Consider the following 18672-nt stretch of genomic DNA (forward strand, 5'->3'; position numbering starts at 1 on the left):
CATGGCTACAGAGCACGCAGTAAACGCCGCCGCAGAGCACTCGGCGCACGGTCCTACCGCCTCGGAGTACATCGTTCACCACCTGACGCAGCTCAATACGTCGGGGCATGCGCAACAGAACGTGATCGATTGGTCGCTGATCAACCTCGATACGATGTTCTACGCCGGCCTGCTGGGGATCCTGACCGTCTTCTTCCTGTGGCGCGCCGCCGCCAAGGCCACCTCGGGTGTGCCGGGCCGTTTCCAGGCAGCCGTCGAGATTCTCGTCGAGATGGTGGCCGATCAGGCCAAGGGTATCGTGCATAGCGCGGAATCCCGCAAGTTCGTCGCGCCGCTGGCGCTCACCGTGTTCGTGTGGATCTTCCTCATGAACGCGATGGACCTGCTTCCGGTTGACCTGTTGCCGACCATCTGGCAGCACGCCACCGGTAACGAACACGCCTTCATGCGCGTCGTGCCCACCGCCGATCTGAACGGTGCGCTCGGTCTGTCGATCGGTGTGTTGCTCGTCTGTTTGTACTACAACGTCAAGATCAAGGGTGTGGGCGGCTGGGTGCACGAACTGTTCACCGCGCCGTTCGGCAATCATCCGGCGCTGTATCCGGTGAACTTCATCATGCAGATGATCGAATTCCTCGCCAAGACCGTCTCCCACGGCATGCGACTGTTCGGCAACATGTACGCTGGCGAACTGGTGTTCATGCTGATCGCGCTGCTGGGCGGGACCGCGACCGTGTTCGGTTTCATCGGGCATGTGATCGCCGGCTCCATCTGGGCCGTGTTCCACATCCTGATCATCACGCTTCAGGCCTTCATCTTCATGATGCTGGCACTGGTGTATGTGGGTCAGGCCCACGAAAGTCACTGATTTCGTTGTCTTCTTTTTAACCCGGTTTCAAATAACCACTTTATCTCGCAAGGAGTTGTCATGGAAAACGTTCTGGGTTTTGTCGCGCTGGCCGCTGGTCTCATCATCGGTCTGGGTGCCATCGGTGCTTGTATCGGTATCGGCATCATGGGTTCCAAGTACCTCGAAGCTTCCGCCCGTCAGCCGGAGCTGATGAACGCGCTGCAAACCAAGATGTTCCTGCTGGCCGGTCTGATCGACGCCGCGTTCCTGATCGGTGTCGGTATCGCCATGATGTTCGCGTTCGCCAACCCGTTCCAGCTTTGATCCTCGGGTCGTTTTTTCCACTAACGAACCATAAGGACATCGCAACGTGAATCTGAACGCTACCCTGATAGCTCAGCTCGTTGTGTTCTTCATTCTGGTGGCTTTCACGATGAAATTCGTGTGGCCCCCGATCGTGAAGGCACTGGACGAGCGTGCGCAAAAGGTCGCGGACGGGCTGGCGGCTGCGGACAAGGCCAAGGCCGATCTGGCTCTCGCCGAGAAGAAAGTTGTCGAGGAAATGCGCAAGGCCCGCGAGTCGGCCACCGATGTGCGCGCCTCCGCTGAAAAGCAGGCATCTGAACTGATCGACGAAGCTCGTGCCGAGGCTTCCCGTATTATTGCCGCCGCACGTGAAGCTGCAGAGGGCGAAGCCGCCGCTGCCGCCGAACGTGCCAAGGAAGCCCTGCGCGAACAGGTCGCCAGCCTGGCTGTTGCCGGCGCCGAGAAGATCCTCCGCAAGGAGGTGGACGCCAAGGCACACGCCGACCTCCTGGCCAACCTGAAACAGGAACTGTAATAAGTCATGGCCGAAAACGTCACCATCGCGCGCCCATATGCCGAAGCTGCTTTCAAGCAGGCGGACGGGGCAGGTGCGCTGGGGCCCTGGTCGGAAGCTCTGGACAAATTGGCGGCCGTTGCTGCCGATCCCCAGATGCAGACCCTGATCCACGACCCGAAACTCGGTGAGGACAAGCTCGCCGAGTTGTTTATCGGTGTCGTGGGTGATCTCGACGAGTCGCAGAAGAACTTCGTGCGTATTCTGGTCGAGAACGAACGTCTGCAGGTGCTTCCCGAGATCCGTGACCTGTTCGTTGAACGCAAGAACGAACGTGAAGGCACGCTCGACGCGGATATCGTCTCCGCCTTCGAGCTCGATGATGCCACGCTGAACACCCTGACACAGGAGCTTGAAGCCCGCTTCAAGGCCAAGCTGAATGTGTCCGTGTCGGTCGACCCCGATCTGATCGGTGGAGTGACCGTCACTGTCGGCGATGACGTCATCGACGCCTCGGTCCGCGGCAAGCTCGCGAACATGGCCGCTGCGCTAAAGATTTAGGAGCATTGGAAATGCAACTCAACCCCTCTGAAATCAGTGATCTGATTAAGAGCCGGATTCAGGACCTGCAGCTCGCCGCATCGTCCCGCAACGAGGGTACCGTGGTCTCCGTGACCGACGGTATTTGCCGTGTTCACGGCCTCGCTGACGTGATGCAGGGCGAAATGCTGGAGTTCCCCGGCAACACCTTCGGTCTGGCGCTCAACCTCGAGCGCGATTCCGTTGGTGCCGTCGTGCTCGGCGAATACGAGCACATCTCTGAAGGCGACACGGTCAAGGCGACCGGCCGCATTCTGGAAGTGCCGGTCGGCCCCGAGCTGAAAGGCCGCGTGGTGAACGCACTGGGTCAGCCGATCGACGGCAAGGGCCCGATCGAAGCCAAGCTGACCGACAAGATCGAAAAGGTCGCTCCGGGCGTGATCGCACGTAAGTCGGTGGATCAGCCGGTGCAGACCGGGCTGAAGTCGGTCGACGCCATGGTGCCGATCGGTCGTGGCCAGCGTGAGCTGATCATTGGTGACCGTCAGACCGGCAAGACCGCCGTCGCCGTCGACGCGATCATCAACCAGAAAGGTCAGAACATGACCTGCATCTACGTGGCGATCGGTCAGAAGGCATCGACCATCGCCAACGTGGTGCGCAAGCTGGAAGAGAACGGCGCGATGGAATACACCATCGTCGTCGCGGCCACCGCTTCGGACTCCGCCGCCATGCAGTACCTGTCGGCCTATGCCGGCTGCACGATGGGCGAATACTTCCGCGATCGCGGTGAAGACGCCCTGATCGTGTACGACGATCTGACCAAGCAGGCCTGGGCCTACCGTCAGATCTCCCTGCTGCTGCGTCGTCCGCCGGGCCGTGAAGCCTACCCGGGTGACGTGTTCTACCTGCACTCCCGTCTGCTCGAGCGCGCCGCGCGTGTCAATGCCGAGTACGTCGAGAAATTCACCAACGGTGAAATCAAGGGCAAGACCGGTTCCCTGACCGCGCTGCCGGTGATCGAGACGCAGGCCGGTGACGTGTCCGCCTTCGTGCCGACCAACGTCATTTCCATTACCGACGGCCAGATCTTCCTCGAGACCGATCTGTTCAACGCCGGTATCCGTCCCGCCATCAACGCCGGTATCTCGGTGTCGCGGGTGGGTGGTGCGGCCCAGACCAAGGTCATCAAGAAGCTCGGCGGTGGTGTGCGTCTGGCGCTGGCCCAGTATCGAGAACTGGCTGCCTTCGCGCAGTTCGCCTCCGATCTGGACGAAGCGACCCGCAAGCAGCTCGACCGTGGCCGTCAGGTTACCGAGCTGATGAAGCAGCCGCAGTACTCACCGCTGTCCGTCGCTGACATGGCGATCACGCTGTACGCCTCCAACAACGGCTATTTCGACGACGTCGAAACCAGCCGTGTGCTGGCCTGCGAGCATGCGCTGCATCAGTTCATGAAAACCAAATACGCTGCTCTGATCGAGAAGATCGAAAGCTCCAAGGCGCTGGACGACGAGTCCGAGAAAACGCTCGTTGCCGCGATCGAAGAGTTCAAGAAGAGCTGGGCGTAAGTCGGCGTACGGAGACGGAATATGGCAAGCGGTAAGGAAATCCGTACGAAGATCAAGAGTGTGCAGAACACTCGCAAGATCACGAAGGCCATGGAGATGGTGGCCGCATCGAAAATGCGCAAGGCGCAGGATCGCATGCGGGCCGCTCGTCCCTACGCCGAAAAGATCCGCCGACTCGCTGCGAACCTGTCTCAGGCGAATATCACCGAGTATCAGCATCCGTTCCTGGTCAAGAAGAATGACGTCAAGCGTGTCGGCGTTATCGTCGTGACCACCGACAAGGGCCTGTGTGGTGGCTTGAACACCAACATCCTGCGTCAGACGGTGAGCAACATGAAGGACTGGCAGGCCGATGGCGTGTCGGAAATTCGTGCGACCTGCATCGGCAACAAGGGCTACGGCTTCATGCAACGCATGAAGGTGCCCGTCGCCTCGCATGTCACGCAGCTCGGTGATACCCCGCATCTCGAAAAGCTGATCGGTCCGGTCAAGGTCATGCTGGACGCGTTCCAGAATGGCGAACTTGACGCCGTCTATCTGGCCTACACCCGCTTCGTGAACACCATGAAGCAGGAGCCGGAGGTCGAACAGCTGCTCCCCCTCACCGGGGATCGCCTTGGTGCGCCTGAGGGCTCGTGGGACTACCTCTACGAACCCGATCCGCAGGTCGTGATCGATGAACTGCTGCTGCGTTATGTCGAAGCGCTGGTCTATCAGGCCGTTGCCGAAAACATGGCATCGGAGCAGAGCGCGCGCATGGTGGCCATGAAGGCGGCCTCCGACAACGCGAAGAACGTCATCGGCGAACTGCAGCTGGTCTACAACAAGACCCGCCAGGCAGCGATTACCAAGGAACTGTCCGAGATTGTGGGCGGTGCCGCCGCGGTGTAACGGATTATTGATTTGAGGAAATGACGATGAGTAACGGTACGATCGTACAGTGCATCGGCGCCGTGGTGGACATCCAGTTCCCGCGTGACGCGATGCCGAAAGTGTATGACGCCCTGAAGCTGGAACCGGTGGAGAATTCCTTCGCCGAAGAAGGTCTGACCTTCGAAGTTCAGCAGCAGCTGGGCGACGGCGTGGTCCGCACCATTGCGCTGGGTTCCAGCGATGGTCTGCGTCGTGGCATGCCCGTGAGCAACACCGGCGCACCGATTTCGGTGCCGGTGGGTCACGGGACTCTGGGTCGCATCATGGACGTGCTGGGTCGTCCGATCGACGAGGCCGGTGACATCGAGTGCGACGAGTTGCGCGCGATCCACCAGAAGGCCCCGAAGTTCGACGAACTGTCTCCGTCCGTGGAACTGCTCGAAACCGGTATCAAGGTGATCGACCTGATCTGCCCGTTCGCCAAAGGCGGCAAGGTGGGGCTGTTCGGCGGCGCCGGCGTGGGCAAGACCGTGAACATGATGGAGCTGATCAACAACATCGCCAAACAGCACTCCGGCCTGTCCGTGTTTGCTGGCGTGGGTGAGCGGACCCGTGAAGGGAACGACTTCTACCACGAGATGAAGGACTCCAACGTGCTCGACAAGGTCGCGATGGTGTTCGGTCAGATGAACGAGCCCCCGGGCAACCGTCTGCGCGTGGCGCTGACCGGCCTGACCATGGCCGAGCGTTTCCGTGACGACGGCCGTGACATCCTGTTCTTCGTGGACAACATCTATCGCTACACCCTGGCCGGTACCGAAGTGTCCGCGCTGCTGGGCCGGATGCCGTCTGCCGTGGGTTACCAGCCGACGCTGGCCGAGGAAATGGGTCGCCTGCAGGAGCGGATTACCTCCACCAAGGTCGGTTCGATTACCTCCATCCAGGCCGTGTATGTGCCCGCGGATGACCTGACCGACCCGTCGCCGGCCACGACCTTCCTTCACCTGGACTCCACCGTCGTGCTGTCCCGTGACATCGCCGCGCTGGGTATCTACCCGGCCGTGGATCCGCTCGACTCCACCTCCCGCCAGCTCGATCCGCTGGTCGTGGGTGAAGAGCACTACGGTGTCGCCCGTGAGGTGCAGCAGACCCTGCAGAAGTACAAGGAACTGCGTGACATCATCGCGATTCTGGGTATGGACGAACTGTCTCCCGAAGACAAGCTTGCCGTGTCCCGTGCGCGTAAGATCCAGCGTTTCCTGTCGCAGCCGTTCCACGTGGCCGAAGTGTTCACGGGTTCGCCGGGCAAGTATGTGTCGCTCAAGGACACGATCAAGGGCTTCAAGATGATCGTGAGCGGCGAATGCGATCAGCTTCCCGAGCAGGCGTTCTACATGGTCGGCAATATCGAAGAAGCCTTCGAGAAGGCCAAGACCGTCCAGTAACGCGAGCCAGCCCCGCTCACCCGAGCGGGGCCTAGCGGAGGTATAAACGATGGCAATGACTGTGCATGTCGATATCGTGAGCGCCGAAGAGGAAATCTTCTCCGGGCTGGCCGAATTCGTGGCCCTGCCCGGCGAGACCGGTGAGCTCGGTATTTTGCCGGGCCACATGCCGCTGATGACCCGGATCAAACCGGGTGCGGTTCGCGTCAAGCCGCAGAATGGTGAGGAAGAGCTCGTCTTCGTCGCTGGCGGTCTGCTGGAAGTTCAACCGGGTCTGGTGACGGTGCTCGCCGACACCGCCATCCGTGGCAAGGACCTGGACGAAGCCAAGGCACTCGAAGCGAAACGCAAGGCCGAAGAGGCGCTGGCGAATCACAACGCCGAAATCGACTACGCCGCGGCGCAGGCCGAGCTGGCCGAAGCGATTGCCCAACTGGCCGCGATCAAGAAGCTGCGCGGCCCGCGGCATTGATCGGAAACGGTGCTCCGGTGTGAGCCGGCCACCCGCAAAAAAGCAGCCCTCGGGCTGCTTTTTTGTTGAATTCGGGTTATCGCTTCGACTCGTTGCGGTCCAATCGGGCGACGCGCTGATCGAGGCGGGCCAGATCGTCTCTCAGGTGACGCAACTGTGCGACGTGGTCGTCGAACGCAGTACGATCGGCGAGCCATCGGCCCTCGTGAACGAGATATTCGCTGGTGTTGCGGGCCAGCCGCATGGCGGATGCCGGAATGGCCTGTTCCACGTGGCGGGCCGTCAGATGAAGACGGCGCCCGGCAATGGGGCCGAAGAGACGGGCCAGATCGGCTTCACGATCCCAGTCCAGATGGCGGGCGACGAAGCCGACAGTCTCAGCCAGTTCGGCCTGGCCGGAAATCCGGGCGTGGGCCAGGACGCCCTCGATGCCGTCGGTGAGCGAGGCGATGGCCTGCGCCGGAACGTCGATCATGACGTCATCGGCATCGTCGGACGTCTCGCCCCCGAGCAGGCCGGTGTCATCAATGCGGAATCGTTGAGACACGCCCGCGACACGGATGCCGACCTGACAGCCTGTGTGGGCTTTCAGGCGCACGCGCGCCCAGTCGTGCTGGCCGATCAGGTGGTTGAGTGTGGCGCGCAGGGCGGTATCGAGCATGGGGGCATCAGTCGGTGAGGTCGCGACGGGATGGCGGAACCCTCAGAGCTTGTAGCCGCGATGGAGGGCGACCACGCCGCCGGTCAGATTGAAGTAGTCGACACGCTCGAGTCCGACCTGTTCCATCATGGTCTTGAGGGTTTCCTGATCCGGATGCACCCGGATCGACTCGGCCAGGTAGCGGTAACTGTCGGCGTCGCCCGCCACGCGCTGGCCGAGCCAGGGCAGGATCTTGAACGAGTACAGATCGTAGGCGGGCGCCAGCGGTTTGTAGACCCGGGAAAATTCGAGCACGAGCAGGCGGCCGCCGGGTTTGAGCACCCGTCGCATCTCGGCGAGCGCTGCGTCCTTGTGGGTCATGTTGCGCAGACCGAAGGCGACGGTGACGCAGTTGAAATGGTTGTCGGGAAAGGGCAGGTGCTCGGCGTCGCACTGGGCGACCGGCAGCGACAGCCCCTTGTCGATCGTGCGGTCGCGGCCGCGGCTGAGCATGGCGCCGTTGATGTCGGTCAGCCAGACCTGGCCGGTGGGTCCGACCCGTTTGGCAAAGGCGATCGACAGATCCGCCGTGCCGCCGGCGACATCGAGTACCCGGTCGCCGGCCTTGACGCCCGCCACACGGATGGTGAAAGCCTTCCAGAGCCGGTGCAGGCCGCCGGACATCAGGTCATTCATGATGTCGTAACGGTTGGCGACCGAGGAGAAGACACCGGCAACCTTGCGCGCTTTTTCCGTCTCGGGGACGGTTTCGTAGCCGAAATCCGTGGTTTTATCGTCCATCCTGATCAATGTGCTCCGCCGCAACCGCCGGTGGGGCGGCCTGGTGTGGTATCGATGTCGCGACTGGCGCCGGCGGCCTCGAGGCGTTCCAGATAGGCCTGCCACAGGGCCTCCTGATGTGCGCCGATCTCGGCCAGATAGTCCCAGGAGTACAGGCCGCTGTCGTGGCCGTCCGAGAACACCAGCTTGAGTGCGTATTTCCCGACCGGCTCCACCTGCTCGACGATGACGTCGCGCTTGCCGGTCTGCAGGGTCTCCTGTCCGATACCGTGTCCGCGGACCTCGGCCGAGGGGGAGAAGACCCGCAGGAACTCGAACGGCAAGCGATAGCGCGCACCGTTGTCGAACGCCACTTCGAGGCAGCGTGACTGGGTGTGCAGCACGATATCCGTGGGCAGGGGAGTGGAAGCGTCAAGTCCGGCCATGCGTGTTGACCCTGGCAGATTTGCGGGTGATTCGTCGAAGGTGCAATGATACCCCTGATACTCCGTCGGCGGCTGCGTCCGGCAGTGTTGCATGTCCGTGACGCGTCATGAAACCGTCAAAAACCTGCAATAGACTGTGCGCATCCCGTTAGAGGTTGCATTCATGCCAGCCAATATTCTGCTTGTTGAAGACGAACCCGCGATTCAGGAACTGATCGCTGCCAATCTTGGTCGTGCCGGCCACCATGTGGTGCGGGCCGCCGATGCAGAAACCGCGTTGCGCATCGTCCGTGATGCCCTGCCCGACCTGATCCTGCTCGACTGGATGTTGCCCGGTCTGTCCGGCATCGAACTGGCCAAGCGCCTGCGCGCCGAGGAGCGGACCCGCGAGATTCCGTTGATCATGCTGACCGCCCGGGGCGAGGAGCAGGACAAGGTACAGGGTCTCGAGACCGGGGCCGACGACTACATCACCAAGCCCTTCAGCCCGCGTGAGCTGGTGGCCCGGATCAAGGCCGTCCTGCGCCGGCGCGCGCCCCAGGCGACCGAGGATCCGGTGCAGATCGGTGGCCTGCGCCTGGATCCGGCGACGCATCGCATCAGCGCGGGCGAACAGAGCCTGTCGCTCGGGCCGACCGAATTCCGTCTGCTGCATTTCCTCATGACCCACCCGGAGCGCGTCCATTCCAGGGCGCAACTGCTGGACCAGGTGTGGGGCGACCATGTGTTCGTCGAGGAGCGCACGGTCGACGTGCATATCCGTCGCCTGCGCTGCGCACTGGAGCCGACCGGACACGAGCGCCTGATACAGACGGTGCGCGGCAGTGGCTACCGGCTCTCCGCGCAGTCGGAGGTGCCGCAGACGGTGCGATAATCCGCCCAGGGCCTTTGAGCGGAGTTCGTCATTCGCGCGACTGTACGTTACGTCTGGGTCGGTTTTGCCACGGCGCTGGCCGCCGTGGCCGTGTTCGCCATACCGATCGCGTTGCTGGTGTCCCCGGTGGTCGGGGCGCTGGTGGCTGCGCTCGGCCTGCTCGTGGTGCTCTGGCGACACAACTGGTACCTCACCCAGCTCGTGGTGTGGACCCATGAACCGATCGGCACGCCCCTGCCCCATGCCTTCGGGGTGTGGGATTTCGTCTTTTCCGATCTCAACCGGCGTGCGCGCCAGGCCAGCGAGCAGCGCGAGCGCCTGAGCGCCGCGCTGGATCGCTTTCGCGAAGCCAGTCAGGCCATGCCCGACGGGGTCATGTACCTGTCCCATACCGACACCATCGAGTGGATCAACCGCCAGGCGGCCATCGACTTCAGTCTCGACCAGGAGCGTGACCGTGGGGTCCAGGTCACCAACCTCGTGCGTCAGCCCGACTTCGTGCACTACCTCGAACGCGGCGATTACGACGAACCCTTCCTGTTCCACCCGATGCACCGCAAGGGCGCCGCGCTGCTGGTCCAGGTGATCCGTTTCGGCGACCATCGCAAGATGGTCATCTCCCGTGATGTGTCACAGCTGGAAAAGCTTGAGACCATGCGCCGCGACTTCGTCGCCAACGTGTCCCACGAGCTGCGCACACCCCTGACCGTGGTCTCCGGTTTCCTCGAGACGGTCATCGATGCCGAGGACGATCTGGATGGCGCCGAGCGCAATCATTATCTCGGTCTCGCCCTCGAGCAGGCCAGCCGCATGCAGCGCCTCATCAACGACCTGCTGACCCTCTCGGCGCTCGAGACCGGCGCGCCGTCGCCCGACGAAGAGGTGTTCAACGTCGGGGGCATGGTGCGTGAGATCGCCCGGGAGACCGATGCGCTCTCCGCCGGCCGCCACACGGTGGAAGTCAGCGTGGATTGCGACTGCCAGTGTGCCGGCAGCGCCAAGGAGTTGCACAGCGCTTTCGCCAACCTGGCCAGCAACGCGGTCAGGTACACCCCCGCGGGCGGCACGGTCCGCTTGCGCTGGCACCTGGATCCGGACGGGTTCGGCGAGTTCTGTGTCGAGGATACCGGTATCGGCGTGGCCCCGGAGCATCTGCCGCGGCTGACGGAACGTTTTTATCGTGTGGACCGCGGGCGCTCGCGCGAGACCGGCGGGACCGGGCTGGGGCTGGCGATCGTCAAGCACGTCCTCACCCGCCATCAGTGTGAGCTCAAGGTCTCCAGTACCCCGGGGGTGGGCAGCACGTTCTGCGTGCGCGTGCCGGCGCGACGGATCGTCCGCTGCGAGCAAGCGTCCGCCCCTAGCGGCCAGGCGAGCGCCTGAGCCGGGCGCGCTGGCTCGACGGCGACGGCAGGATGCCTGCGCCGGCCGTTCAGGCCGGTCCGATGGTGGTGAATTCCACGCGATCGAAGTTGCTGCCGCGGGTGGCGAGCTTGGTCAGGCGCGCCTGCATGACCTTGTCGCCGACCTTCAGTTCCACGATGCGCTGCGCCTGATACCAGCCGCCCGGCACGATCAGACTCGGTGCTGCCTTGAGGGCCGGTACCGCCGGCAGCAGGAAGCCGAGCTTGAAGGGGTCGCGGGTGTTGCTGTGCAGGCCGACGAGGCGGACCGCCACACCCTCGGGGAGTCCGGGCAGGGTGTGCACGCCCAGTTCCATGATGCCGTCGGGGCGGTACATGAGCCAGCTGATGTGGGCGAGCAGATAGTGCTCGCCATCGGGGGGGCGAATGCCGACCAGCTGGTGATGCTCCAGGCGCTGCCCCCGTGGCTGACACTGCAGCCGGAAGCCGCCGACCGACTGATCGACGATGTCCCACATTTGCGGAATGTAGCCGCGCTCGATGGCGATGCGCTTCATGTCCTCTTCTTGCGGGACTTCGTCAGCGCGGGCGCCGAAGGTCAGCATGGCGATATCCGTCTGCACCGGATTGAAGATCGACTGGCGCGGTGATTCGAAGGGTTTGCCGAGGACGAAGAAGCCGATGGACTCCCAGTCCGCGCAAAGCTCCAGACGGCCATGCGAGCTGCGACGGGTGTATCGCCTGCCCGCCGACGCCAGCCCCCAGGGGCGGTAGAGCGAGAGCAGCAGCCGGCCGCCGGATTCGGTGGTGCAGTCGTCGCCGAGACCGAGTGAGCTGGGGGTGACGCCCTGCTTGAACTGGGTCAGCACCGCCTGGATCTGTCCGGCCAGCCGGGTGCCGTCGAAGCGGCGCAGATGGGGGGACGCCTGCAGCGTGGCCAGCGGCCGCAGGCCGTGGTCGCGGCTCAGATCGAGGGCATAGGTGCCGGGTTTCTCGCCATCCTGGGGCAGGTGCAGGGCGCAGTAGGGGGCAAAACGCTGGGCCCAGCGGCACACCCAGTCGAATTCACGTTGGCTGCGGCCGAAGGGGTTGGCCAGATCGACCAGCAGCACCGCGACGTAGGCTTCGACGCTGCTTTGTGCTTTCCACACCTCGTTGAGTGGATCGGCCACCCGGGTGCGTGCCACGCCCTGCTGTTCCGCCACTGAATAGCCGGCGTGGAAGTCCAGCCACAGGCCGGCAGGCACGGCGCGGTGGGCACGAAAGTATTCCAGCAGCGTGAGTCCGGCATAGTGCAGGCGTCGCTGCATCAGGGTCGCGCGCTGCGCGCCGAGACTTTGCTGGGCGGCATCCCGCTGCGCGATCAGGGCGTAGGAGTTGGCCAGATCGCGCCACAGCTTGACCACCCGGCGCAGCGTGGTCTCTTCCTCGCTCTCGGGCGGGAGCGGGTGGTCGGCGTAACGTCGTGCCAGGGCCTCCTGGACGAAGGCGATGGAGGTGCGCGCCGCTTCGAGGACTTCGAAATGACGATCCGCAGCCGGCGGCTTGTCGTGCATCTCGGTGACGATGCGCGCGAGCGTCTGATGGCTTTCGGAGACGCTGACCGGGTTGATCTGGCGGATGAGGTCGAGCGCGACATTGGGATCGTAGTAGTTCATGGTGTCTTTTCGTCTGGGCGGTCCGCAGCGGTGTCAGCGCGCGACGACGGTTATTGTTGCCATAAATGATGACGTGCCCCGCATGTCGAATCAATCATCCATTCGGCCGAGCCATTGCGCCAGCGCGCGGCACAGGGTGTCGTCGTCCACGTCCGGTTGCGGCGCGCCGCTCCGTTTCGGCGGCGCCCACACGGGATCCGGGAAGCGGGCGTCGTCCTCGAAGCGGGCGATGACGTGCCAGTGCAGGTGGGGGACCATGTTGCCAAGGCTGGCCAGATTGATCTTGGCCGGACTGAAGCACTCGCGCAGCGCCCCTTCGACCGCATATACCCGGCGCATCAGGTGTTCGCGCTCGGCCGCCTCCAGATCGGTCATCTCCGCCACGTGGCCGGTCCAGATGACGCGGCAGTAGCCGGCGTTGTCGTCGTCGGCGACGCGGATGATGCGGCACAGCGCATCCTGCCAGAGGATGTTTTCGCCCTCGGGGTGGCACAGGGGACAGGTCATGATCGACGGTCGTCGCGGAAATCAACGCTCACCAGTATGCGCCGAAATCGGGGTGGTTATCGTGAATCCACGTCACACCGCGGGAGGAATCGTGTCCTTGACGAAAGCGCGCGTCGTACCGTCGCCGAAATCCCGTGGCTCGCCGTCCACGAAGGTCAGCAGCGAGCCCGCGGTGATCGGCGTCCAGCGTTCGTTGTCGGTCAGCGCGGTGGTGGCGACCACCGCGACCCGGTCCGCCGGGGTCGTGAGCTGGCTGAAGTCCACGCTCACGTCCTGGTCGGTCAGGTGCGCGTCGGCAAACGGCGCCTGACGCACGATGTAGCACAGCCGCGAGGCGCAGTGGGCGAACAGGGCGCGGCCGTTGGAGAGCAGGAAGTTGAATTCGCCGTGGGCGCCGATGTCGGTGGCCAGCGTGCGCAACAGCGCGTGCATGGTCTCGATCGACGGGGCGTTTGCCGGGTGGTGCCGCGCCAGGGTGTCGAGGATATGGCAGAAGGCCCGTTCCGAGTCGGTGTTGCCCACCGGCAGGAAGCGGCCGCTGAGCGCGGGCGCGTAGTCCTTCAGATCACCGTTGTGGGCGAACAGCCAGTATTCACCCCACAGCTCGCGCATGAATGGGTGGGTGTTCTCCAGCGCCACCCGGCCGTGGGTGGCCTTGCGGATGTGCGCGATCACGTTGAGCGAGCGGATCGGGTACTGGCGCACCAGTTCGGCGACCGGTGAATCGGCACTGGGGCGGGGGTCCAGAAACACCCGGCAGCCGGCGCCCTCGAAGAAGGCGATGCCCCAGCCGTCACGATGGTGGTCGGTCAGGCCGCCGCGGGCCTGGAAACCGGTGAAGGAGAAGCAGATATCGGTGGGGGTGTTGCAGTTCATCCCCAGCAGCTGGCACATGGGCGCGCTCCGTCAGGACGTGGTTCAATCCTCGGCGTTTTGCCGCGCCTTGGCAAGCAGGCGCTCGAGGCGGCGGCGATTGACACCGAAGTCGTAATAGCCGCTGCAGGCGCCGCTGCGCATGGCCAGACGGCCGTCGGCGCGGAAGATGAAATGGGCTTCGTCCACGAAGCCGAAGACGCGGGAACGGAAATGGGCGATGAGCCAGTGCGGGCCTTCGGCGACGATGTCGCTGCGCGGTTCGCTGAGGATGGCGGCGCGCAGCTGTGCGAGCGCGACGTCGTCGGCCAGGGGCAGCCGGCGCTCCGGGTCGGGGTGGTCGGTAGACACGCAGTTGGGGCGCTCGGTGCAGGGCAGCAGGGTGGTCGCCGGGTCGACCTGTTCGCCGCGGCAGCCGGTCCAGGCAGAGGCGTTCATGGTGGTGCTCAGCAGGAGGGTGAGCAGGCCGGCGCGGATCATCGGCCCGGCATCACGGGCATGTGTTTCATCATCTCGTTGAGATCGATGCCGCCGGGCAGCCCCATCATGACCATGTCACCGGGCTTCTGCCCCGGTTTGCAGGGGCCGAGGCGGCGTGCGTCCATGCGTAGCGTGGTCTGTTGCATGCCGTTCAGCGGTGGGGCGAAGGTGGTGGCCAGCTGGCCGACGAAATGCTGGCTGAAGTCGCCGCTGAAGCTGCCGTGCGTGGTGGCGGTGCTGCCGCCGGCCTGGCACACCGAGTCGATCAGGACGCGATCCCCGTCGCGCCGGATCGACAGCTTGCTACAGGACGAGGCGCCCTGCTGGCGCGCCAGATCGTCGAGCTTGTCGTCGGTGCACACCTGCACGGCGTGGGTGAAGCTGCCGGTGGTGCTCATCTGCATGCGGTGTTCCCACAGACCGGGCTGGCGACGCGGCAGATCGTCGGCGGCCAGGGCGCCGGTGGCCAGGCACAGCAGCGAAGCAAAGGTGGCGATCCGTCTCATCGTGAAGCCCTCCGAATGCGGAGTGGACCGTCAACCGGCCAGTTTGTTGCGCAGCAGCTCGTTGACCTGGGCCGGATTGGCCTTGCCACGGGAGGCCTTCATCACCTGACCGACGAGGGCATTGAGGGCCTTCTCCTTGCCGGCCCTGAATTCCTCGACATTTTTGGCGTTGGCGGCGATCACCTCGTCCACCATGCGTTCGAGCTCGCCGGTGTCGTTCATCTGCTTGAGGCCCTCGGCCTCGATGATGGCGTCCACCTCGGCGCCGGTGCCGCTCCACAGGGCGTCGAACACCTTCTTGCCGGCGTTGTTGGAGATGGTGCCGTCGCCGATGCGCATGACCAGGGCCGACAGCTGGGCCGGCTTGACCGGCGCATCGGCGATGTCGCGCTCTTCCTTGTTGAGGCGCTTGGCCAGCTCGCCCATCACCCAGTTGGCGCAGGGCTTGGCCAGGGCATCGCCGGCGGCGGCCACGGTGGCCTCGAAGTAGGTGGCGAGGTCGCGACTGGCGGTGAGCGTGACCGCATCGTAGGGGGTGAGGCCCCAGTCGCGCACGAAGCGCTCGCGCATGGCGGCGGGCAACTCGGGCATGACCTCGCGGGTGCGCTCGATCCACGCCTCGCTGATGACCAGCGGCAGCAGGTCGGGGTCGGGGAAGTAGCGGTAGTCGTGCGCGTCTTCCTTGGTGCGCATCACCCGGGTCTCGCCACTGTCCGGATCGAACAGCACGGTGGCCTGCTGCACGGTGCCACCGTCCTCGATGTGCTCGATCTGCCAGTCCACCTCGTAGTCGATGGCCTGCTGCAGGAAGCGGAAGGAGTTGAGGTTCTTGATCTCGCGGCGGGTGCCGAACTCGGGCGCTCCCTTCTTGCGCACCGAGACGTTGGCGTCGCAACGGAACGAGCCTTCCTGCATGTTGCCGTCGCAGATGTCGATCCAGCGCACCAGGGTGTGCAGCGCGCGGGCGTAGGCCACCGCCTCGGCCGAGGAGCGCATGTCGGGCTCGGAGACGATCTCCAGCAAGGGCGTGCCGGCGCGGTTGAGGTCGATGCCGCTCATGCCGTGGAAGTCTTCATGCAGGCTCTTGCCGGCGTCCTCTTCCAGGTGGGCACGGGTCAGGCGCACGGTTTTCTCGTAGGCCGCTTCGCCCTCGCCGACCTGCACCGTGACCGTGCCGCCGACGACCACCGGCAGCTCGAACTGACTGATCTGGTAGCCCTTGGGCAGGTCGGGGTAGAAGTAGTTCTTACGCGCGAACACGCTCTTTCGGGCGATCTCGGCGTCGATGGCCAGGCCGAAGCGGATGGCGCGCTCCACGGCACCCCGGTTGAGCACCGGCAGCACCCCGGGCAGGGCGATGTCCACCGCGCAGGCCTGCGCGTTGGGTTCGGCACCGAAGGCCGTGGACGCGCCCGAGAAGATCTTCGAGGCGGTGTTGAGCTGGGCATGGATCTCCAGCCCGATGACGACTTCCCAATCCTGACGACTCATGGTGTTTCGCTCTGTGTCTCGTGTCTGGCGCCGGCGGCATGCCGGCGCGCTCGGTTCATCTCAATCGCAACGCCCGACGCGGCGGTCGAACAGCACCGGCAGCATGCCGGCAAAGGCCTGGCCCGGCTCGCAGTAGGCCTCGCAGCCGTGGTAGGCGAGCACCACCTGCGGACCCTGTTCCCACATGCGCAGGACGCAGCCGGAGCCGTTGCGCGCCCGCAGCTCGATGCTGGGCAGGGTCTTGGTCTGGTCGAAGTCGGGCAGGGCGAACTCGCAGCTGCCTTTCGGCTCTGCCAGGCGCGCGCGCAGGTAGCGTACGGTGCCGCGGCGCACGTCCACATCGGCCTGCACCGTGTGCTTGCGTTCATCCATGGCGGCGCAGCGCATGGCCAGGGTGATCGGCCGCGCCTTCATTGCCCGGGTCGGCCGGCCGGCGCGCGGTGCGGGCGGGGCCGGGGGCGTCTTGGCCAGGGGCGCGGCGGGCAGCTCGCGCAGCACCGGTGGCGCCGGTGTCGGTGCGGGTGTCGGGGTCGCGACCGGTTCGGGCGGGGGGGCAGGCGGCGGCAGCGGGCTGCTGCATGCGGCCAGCCCGGCCGCGAGGGCGACCAGGGCACGCCGGGCGAGCCGCGGCGCCGGGATCACCCCAGCTCCGGCGCGCGCTGATGCCAGTCCGTGGCTTGCTGGAAGCCATGGGCCGCCTGCAGCAGGCGCGCTTCGTCGAAGTAGTTGCCGATCAGCTGCAGGCCCACGGGCAGGCCGTCGGCGCCCGTGCCGCAGGGCAGGGACAGGCCCGGCAGGCCGGCCAGGTTGACCGCGATGGTGTAGATGTCCTGCAGGTACATCTGCACCGGATCGTCGCTCTTCTCGCCGATCGGCCAGGCCACCGTCGGGCTGGTGGGGCCGGCGATCACGTCGCACTGGGCGAAGGCGGCCCGGAAGTCCTCGGCGATCAGGCGGCGCAGTTTCTGCGCCTTGAGATAGTAGGCGTCGTAGTAGCCATGGGAGAGCACGTAGGTGCCCACCAGGATGCGCCGTTTCACCTCGGCGCCGAAGCCTTCGGCGCGACTCTTTTCGTACATCTCTTCGAGGCTGCCGTAGTCGGCGGCACGGTGACCGTAGCGCACGCCGTCGAAGCGCGACAGGTTGGAGCTGGCCTCGGCCGGGGCGATCACGTAGTAGGCCGGGATCGCCAGGCGCGCATTGGGCAGGCTCACCTCGACGACGGTGGCGCCCAGTTCGCGATACTGCGCGATGGCGGCGTCGATGGCACGGCGCACGTCGTCACTCATGCCCTCGGCGAAGAATTCCACCGGCAGGCCGACGCGCAGGCCGGCGAGGGGTTTGTCCAGATCGCGGCTGTAGTCCTCGCGCGGGCGCTCCACGCTGGTGGAGTCGCGCGGATCGAAGCCCGCCATGGCGGTGAGCAGCAGGGCGCAGTCCTGGGCGCTGCGGCCGAAGGCGCCGCCCTGGTCGAGGGAGGAGGCGTAGGCGATCATCCCGTAGCGGCTGACCACGCCATAGGTGGGCTTGATGCCGGTGATGCCGTTCATGGCCGCCGGCTGGCGCACCGAGCCGCCGGTGTCGGTGCCGGTGGCCATGGGCGCCATGCGCGCGGCCACGGCCACGGCCGAGCCGCCCGAGGAGCCGCCGGCGATGCGTGCGGGGTCCCAGGCGTTGCGGGTCGGGCCGTAATAGGTGTTTTCGTTGGACGAGCCCATGGCGAACTCGTCCATGTTGGTCTTGCCGAGCATGACCGCGCCGGCGGCCTTGAGCTGGCTGACCACGTGGGCGTCGTAGGGGCTCACGAAGTTGTCGAGCATCTTCGAGCCGCAGCTGGTGCGCACGCCCTGGGTGCAGAACACGTCCTTGTGGGCGACCGGGATGCCGGTGAGCGGCCCCGCGTCACCGCCGGCGATGCGCGCGTCGGCGGCGCGGGCGGCGGCCAGCGCGCCCTCGCGGTCGACCGTGATGAAGGCGTTCAGGCGCGGGTTGAGCGCGTCGATGCGATCGAGGAAGGCCGTGGTCAGTTCGACACTGGAGAGCTGCCGGCCCTGCAGGGCAGCGGCCAGCTCGGTGAGGCTCGATTGGATCATGGTGTGTGCGTCGGTCGGGTGGTGCGGGTCGCCAGGCTTATTCGATCACCTGGGGCACGAGGTACAGGCCGGCTTCGGTCTGCGGGGCGACGGCCTGGAAGGCCTCGCGCTGATCGGTCTCGGTGGCGACGTCGTCGCGCAGGCGCTGGGCGACGTCCTGGGGATGCGACATGGGTTCGACGCCGTCGGTGTCGACCGCCTGCATCTGCTCGATCAGGCCGAAGATGTCGTTGAGCTTGTCGAGAGTGCTTTGTGCCTCGCCGTCGGCCAGTTCGATGCGGGCCAGCCGGGCAATGTGGCGAACCTCGTCGAGCGAAAGAGACATGGCGCAATAAACCTGCTTAAATCACAAGGGTTTGTAGGTTATCATAATCGTTTATCTTCCTAAG

22 protein-coding genes are annotated in these 18672 nt (G+C 65.0%); 10 read left to right on the forward strand and 12 right to left on the reverse strand.

Annotated features, from left to right (window positions below; all coding sequences use genetic code 11):
- The first annotated feature begins 1 nt into the window (after nucleotide 1).
- Genes atpB through G3580_RS01140 form a run of 8 tightly spaced genes read left to right on the forward strand, consistent with a single transcriptional unit; the run spans nucleotide 2 to nucleotide 6571 of the window.
- Nucleotides 2-868, forward strand: coding sequence for a F0F1 ATP synthase subunit A (gene atpB / locus G3580_RS01105; protein WP_173763514.1), 867 nt, complete (start codon nucleotides 2-4; stop codon nucleotides 866-868).
- A gap of 60 nt (nucleotides 869-928) precedes the next feature.
- A complete protein-coding gene (atpE, locus tag G3580_RS01110; RefSeq protein WP_002925444.1) occupies nucleotides 929-1174 on the forward strand; it encodes a F0F1 ATP synthase subunit C in 246 nt (81 codons plus the stop codon).
- A 46-nt stretch (nucleotides 1175-1220) separates the two neighbouring features.
- Nucleotides 1221-1691, forward strand: coding sequence for a F0F1 ATP synthase subunit B (locus G3580_RS01115; protein WP_173763515.1), 471 nt, complete (start codon nucleotides 1221-1223; stop codon nucleotides 1689-1691).
- 6 nt (nucleotides 1692-1697) lie between these two features.
- The gene (locus G3580_RS01120; protein ID WP_173763516.1) at nucleotides 1698-2231 is read left to right on the forward strand and encodes a F0F1 ATP synthase subunit delta; all 534 of its coding nucleotides are present in this window, start codon (nucleotides 1698-1700) and stop codon (nucleotides 2229-2231) included.
- An 11-nt stretch (nucleotides 2232-2242) separates the two neighbouring features.
- Nucleotides 2243-3781, forward strand: a complete 1539-nt coding sequence (atpA, locus tag G3580_RS01125) for a F0F1 ATP synthase subunit alpha (RefSeq protein WP_173763517.1) — start codon at nucleotides 2243-2245, stop codon at nucleotides 3779-3781.
- A 21-nt stretch (nucleotides 3782-3802) separates the two neighbouring features.
- Nucleotides 3803-4672, forward strand: a complete 870-nt coding sequence (gene atpG / locus G3580_RS01130) for a F0F1 ATP synthase subunit gamma (RefSeq protein ID WP_173763518.1) — start codon at nucleotides 3803-3805, stop codon at nucleotides 4670-4672.
- 26 nt (nucleotides 4673-4698) lie between these two features.
- Nucleotides 4699-6099 (forward strand): F0F1 ATP synthase subunit beta, encoded by a 1401-nt coding sequence (atpD, locus tag G3580_RS01135; protein ID WP_173763519.1) that lies wholly within the window; start codon nucleotides 4699-4701, stop codon nucleotides 6097-6099.
- A 49-nt stretch (nucleotides 6100-6148) separates the two neighbouring features.
- Nucleotides 6149-6571 carry a F0F1 ATP synthase subunit epsilon gene (locus G3580_RS01140; protein ID WP_173763520.1) on the forward strand — a complete coding sequence of 141 codons (423 nt, stop codon included), beginning with the start codon at nucleotides 6149-6151 and terminating at the stop codon, nucleotides 6569-6571.
- A gap of 76 nt (nucleotides 6572-6647) precedes the next feature.
- Here G3580_RS01140 and G3580_RS01145 read toward each other — a convergent pair whose 3' ends face one another.
- The 3 genes from G3580_RS01145 to G3580_RS01155 are packed head-to-tail and all read right to left on the reverse strand — an operon-like array spanning nucleotide 6648 to nucleotide 8437.
- Nucleotides 6648-7232: a ubiquinone biosynthesis accessory factor UbiJ gene (locus G3580_RS01145; protein WP_173763521.1), complete on the reverse strand. Its 585-nt coding sequence runs from the start codon at nucleotides 7230-7232 to the stop codon at nucleotides 6648-6650.
- Between the two features lie 42 nt (nucleotides 7233-7274).
- Nucleotides 7275-8012, reverse strand: a complete 738-nt coding sequence (gene ubiE, locus G3580_RS01150; protein WP_173763522.1) for a bifunctional demethylmenaquinone methyltransferase/2-methoxy-6-polyprenyl-1,4-benzoquinol methylase UbiE — start codon at nucleotides 8010-8012, stop codon at nucleotides 7275-7277.
- A gap of 5 nt (nucleotides 8013-8017) precedes the next feature.
- Entirely contained in the window at nucleotides 8018-8437 is a 420-nt protein-coding gene (locus G3580_RS01155) for a gamma-butyrobetaine hydroxylase-like domain-containing protein (protein WP_173763523.1), read from the reverse strand.
- Nucleotides 8438-8600: 163 nt separating this feature from the next.
- Between G3580_RS01155 and phoB the strand changes: the two genes are divergently transcribed.
- Nucleotides 8601-9311 carry a phosphate regulon transcriptional regulator PhoB gene (gene phoB / locus G3580_RS01160; protein WP_173763524.1) on the forward strand — a complete coding sequence of 237 codons (711 nt, stop codon included), beginning with the start codon at nucleotides 8601-8603 and terminating at the stop codon, nucleotides 9309-9311.
- 75 nt (nucleotides 9312-9386) lie between these two features.
- Nucleotides 9387-10694: a phosphate regulon sensor histidine kinase PhoR gene (gene phoR / locus G3580_RS01165; RefSeq protein WP_173768504.1), complete on the forward strand. Its 1308-nt coding sequence runs from the start codon at nucleotides 9387-9389 to the stop codon at nucleotides 10692-10694.
- A 49-nt stretch (nucleotides 10695-10743) separates the two neighbouring features.
- Here phoR and G3580_RS01170 read toward each other — a convergent pair whose 3' ends face one another.
- From G3580_RS01170 to gatC, 9 genes are all read right to left on the reverse strand, one after another.
- Entirely contained in the window at nucleotides 10744-12333 is a 1590-nt protein-coding gene (locus G3580_RS01170; protein ID WP_173763525.1) for a hypothetical protein, read from the reverse strand.
- A gap of 90 nt (nucleotides 12334-12423) precedes the next feature.
- Entirely contained in the window at nucleotides 12424-12840 is a 417-nt protein-coding gene (locus G3580_RS01175; RefSeq protein WP_173763526.1) for an HIT family protein, read from the reverse strand.
- Nucleotides 12841-12912: 72 nt separating this feature from the next.
- Complete coding sequence (locus G3580_RS01180; protein ID WP_173763527.1) at nucleotides 12913-13734, reverse strand: class II glutamine amidotransferase; 822 nt, start codon at nucleotides 13732-13734, stop codon at nucleotides 12913-12915.
- Between the two features lie 24 nt (nucleotides 13735-13758).
- Nucleotides 13759-14193, reverse strand: a complete 435-nt coding sequence (locus G3580_RS01185; RefSeq protein ID WP_217424573.1) for a DUF1499 domain-containing protein — start codon at nucleotides 14191-14193, stop codon at nucleotides 13759-13761.
- Complete coding sequence (locus tag G3580_RS01190) at nucleotides 14190-14699, reverse strand: DUF3617 domain-containing protein (protein ID WP_173763528.1); 510 nt, start codon at nucleotides 14697-14699, stop codon at nucleotides 14190-14192. Before G3580_RS01190 ends, G3580_RS01185 begins: the two co-directional genes overlap by 4 nt.
- Nucleotides 14700-14729: 30 nt before the next feature.
- Nucleotides 14730-16190, reverse strand: a complete 1461-nt coding sequence (gene gatB / locus G3580_RS01195) for an Asp-tRNA(Asn)/Glu-tRNA(Gln) amidotransferase subunit GatB (protein WP_173763529.1) — start codon at nucleotides 16188-16190, stop codon at nucleotides 14730-14732.
- Nucleotides 16191-16250: 60 nt separating this feature from the next.
- Nucleotides 16251-16832, reverse strand: a complete 582-nt coding sequence (locus tag G3580_RS01200; protein ID WP_173763530.1) for a hypothetical protein — start codon at nucleotides 16830-16832, stop codon at nucleotides 16251-16253.
- Nucleotides 16829-18283 (reverse strand): Asp-tRNA(Asn)/Glu-tRNA(Gln) amidotransferase subunit GatA, encoded by a 1455-nt coding sequence (gene gatA, locus G3580_RS01205; RefSeq protein ID WP_173763531.1) that lies wholly within the window; start codon nucleotides 18281-18283, stop codon nucleotides 16829-16831. The genes G3580_RS01200 and gatA overlap by 4 nt, the downstream gene beginning before the upstream one ends.
- 37 nt (nucleotides 18284-18320) lie before the next feature.
- Nucleotides 18321-18608, reverse strand: a complete 288-nt coding sequence (gatC, locus tag G3580_RS01210; protein ID WP_173763532.1) for an Asp-tRNA(Asn)/Glu-tRNA(Gln) amidotransferase subunit GatC — start codon at nucleotides 18606-18608, stop codon at nucleotides 18321-18323.
- Nucleotides 18609-18672 lie beyond the last annotated feature (64 nt).

The organism is Nitrogeniibacter mangrovi, from assembly GCF_010983895.1.
Taxonomy (GTDB): Bacteria; Pseudomonadota; Gammaproteobacteria; order Burkholderiales; family Rhodocyclaceae; genus Nitrogeniibacter; species Nitrogeniibacter mangrovi.

What these genes read in the sequence shown, in the direction of transcription:
- G3580_RS01175 (WP_173763526.1), bottom strand. Translation starts at nt 12,840, where the DNA reads ATGACCTGTCCCCTGTGCCACCCCGAGGGCGAAAACATCCTCTGGCAG.
- atpA (WP_173763517.1), top strand. Translation starts at nt 2,243, where the DNA reads ATGCAACTCAACCCCTCTGAAATCAGTGATCTGATTAAGAGCCGGATT.
- G3580_RS01120 (WP_173763516.1), top strand. Translation starts at nt 1,698, where the DNA reads ATGGCCGAAAACGTCACCATCGCGCGCCCATATGCCGAAGCTGCTTTC.
- gatA (WP_173763531.1), bottom strand. Translation starts at nt 18,283, where the DNA reads ATGATCCAATCGAGCCTCACCGAGCTGGCCGCTGCCCTGCAGGGCCGG.
- G3580_RS01185 (WP_217424573.1), bottom strand. Translation starts at nt 14,193, where the DNA reads ATGATCCGCGCCGGCCTGCTCACCCTCCTGCTGAGCACCACCATGAAC.
- G3580_RS01180 (WP_173763527.1), bottom strand. Translation starts at nt 13,734, where the DNA reads ATGTGCCAGCTGCTGGGGATGAACTGCAACACCCCCACCGATATCTGC.
- G3580_RS01140 (WP_173763520.1), top strand. Translation starts at nt 6,149, where the DNA reads ATGGCAATGACTGTGCATGTCGATATCGTGAGCGCCGAAGAGGAAATC.
- ubiE (WP_173763522.1), bottom strand. Translation starts at nt 8,012, where the DNA reads ATGGACGATAAAACCACGGATTTCGGCTACGAAACCGTCCCCGAGACG.
- phoB (WP_173763524.1), top strand. Translation starts at nt 8,601, where the DNA reads ATGCCAGCCAATATTCTGCTTGTTGAAGACGAACCCGCGATTCAGGAA.
- atpG (WP_173763518.1), top strand. Translation starts at nt 3,803, where the DNA reads ATGGCAAGCGGTAAGGAAATCCGTACGAAGATCAAGAGTGTGCAGAAC.
- G3580_RS01155 (WP_173763523.1), bottom strand. Translation starts at nt 8,437, where the DNA reads ATGGCCGGACTTGACGCTTCCACTCCCCTGCCCACGGATATCGTGCTG.
- G3580_RS01190 (WP_173763528.1), bottom strand. Translation starts at nt 14,699, where the DNA reads ATGAGACGGATCGCCACCTTTGCTTCGCTGCTGTGCCTGGCCACCGGC.
- gatC (WP_173763532.1), bottom strand. Translation starts at nt 18,608, where the DNA reads ATGTCTCTTTCGCTCGACGAGGTTCGCCACATTGCCCGGCTGGCCCGC.
- atpD (WP_173763519.1), top strand. Translation starts at nt 4,699, where the DNA reads ATGAGTAACGGTACGATCGTACAGTGCATCGGCGCCGTGGTGGACATC.
- atpB (WP_173763514.1), top strand. Translation starts at nt 2, where the DNA reads ATGGCTACAGAGCACGCAGTAAACGCCGCCGCAGAGCACTCGGCGCAC.
- G3580_RS01145 (WP_173763521.1), bottom strand. Translation starts at nt 7,232, where the DNA reads ATGCTCGATACCGCCCTGCGCGCCACACTCAACCACCTGATCGGCCAG.
- atpE (WP_002925444.1), top strand. Translation starts at nt 929, where the DNA reads ATGGAAAACGTTCTGGGTTTTGTCGCGCTGGCCGCTGGTCTCATCATC.
- gatB (WP_173763529.1), bottom strand. Translation starts at nt 16,190, where the DNA reads ATGAGTCGTCAGGATTGGGAAGTCGTCATCGGGCTGGAGATCCATGCC.
- G3580_RS01170 (WP_173763525.1), bottom strand. Translation starts at nt 12,333, where the DNA reads ATGAACTACTACGATCCCAATGTCGCGCTCGACCTCATCCGCCAGATC.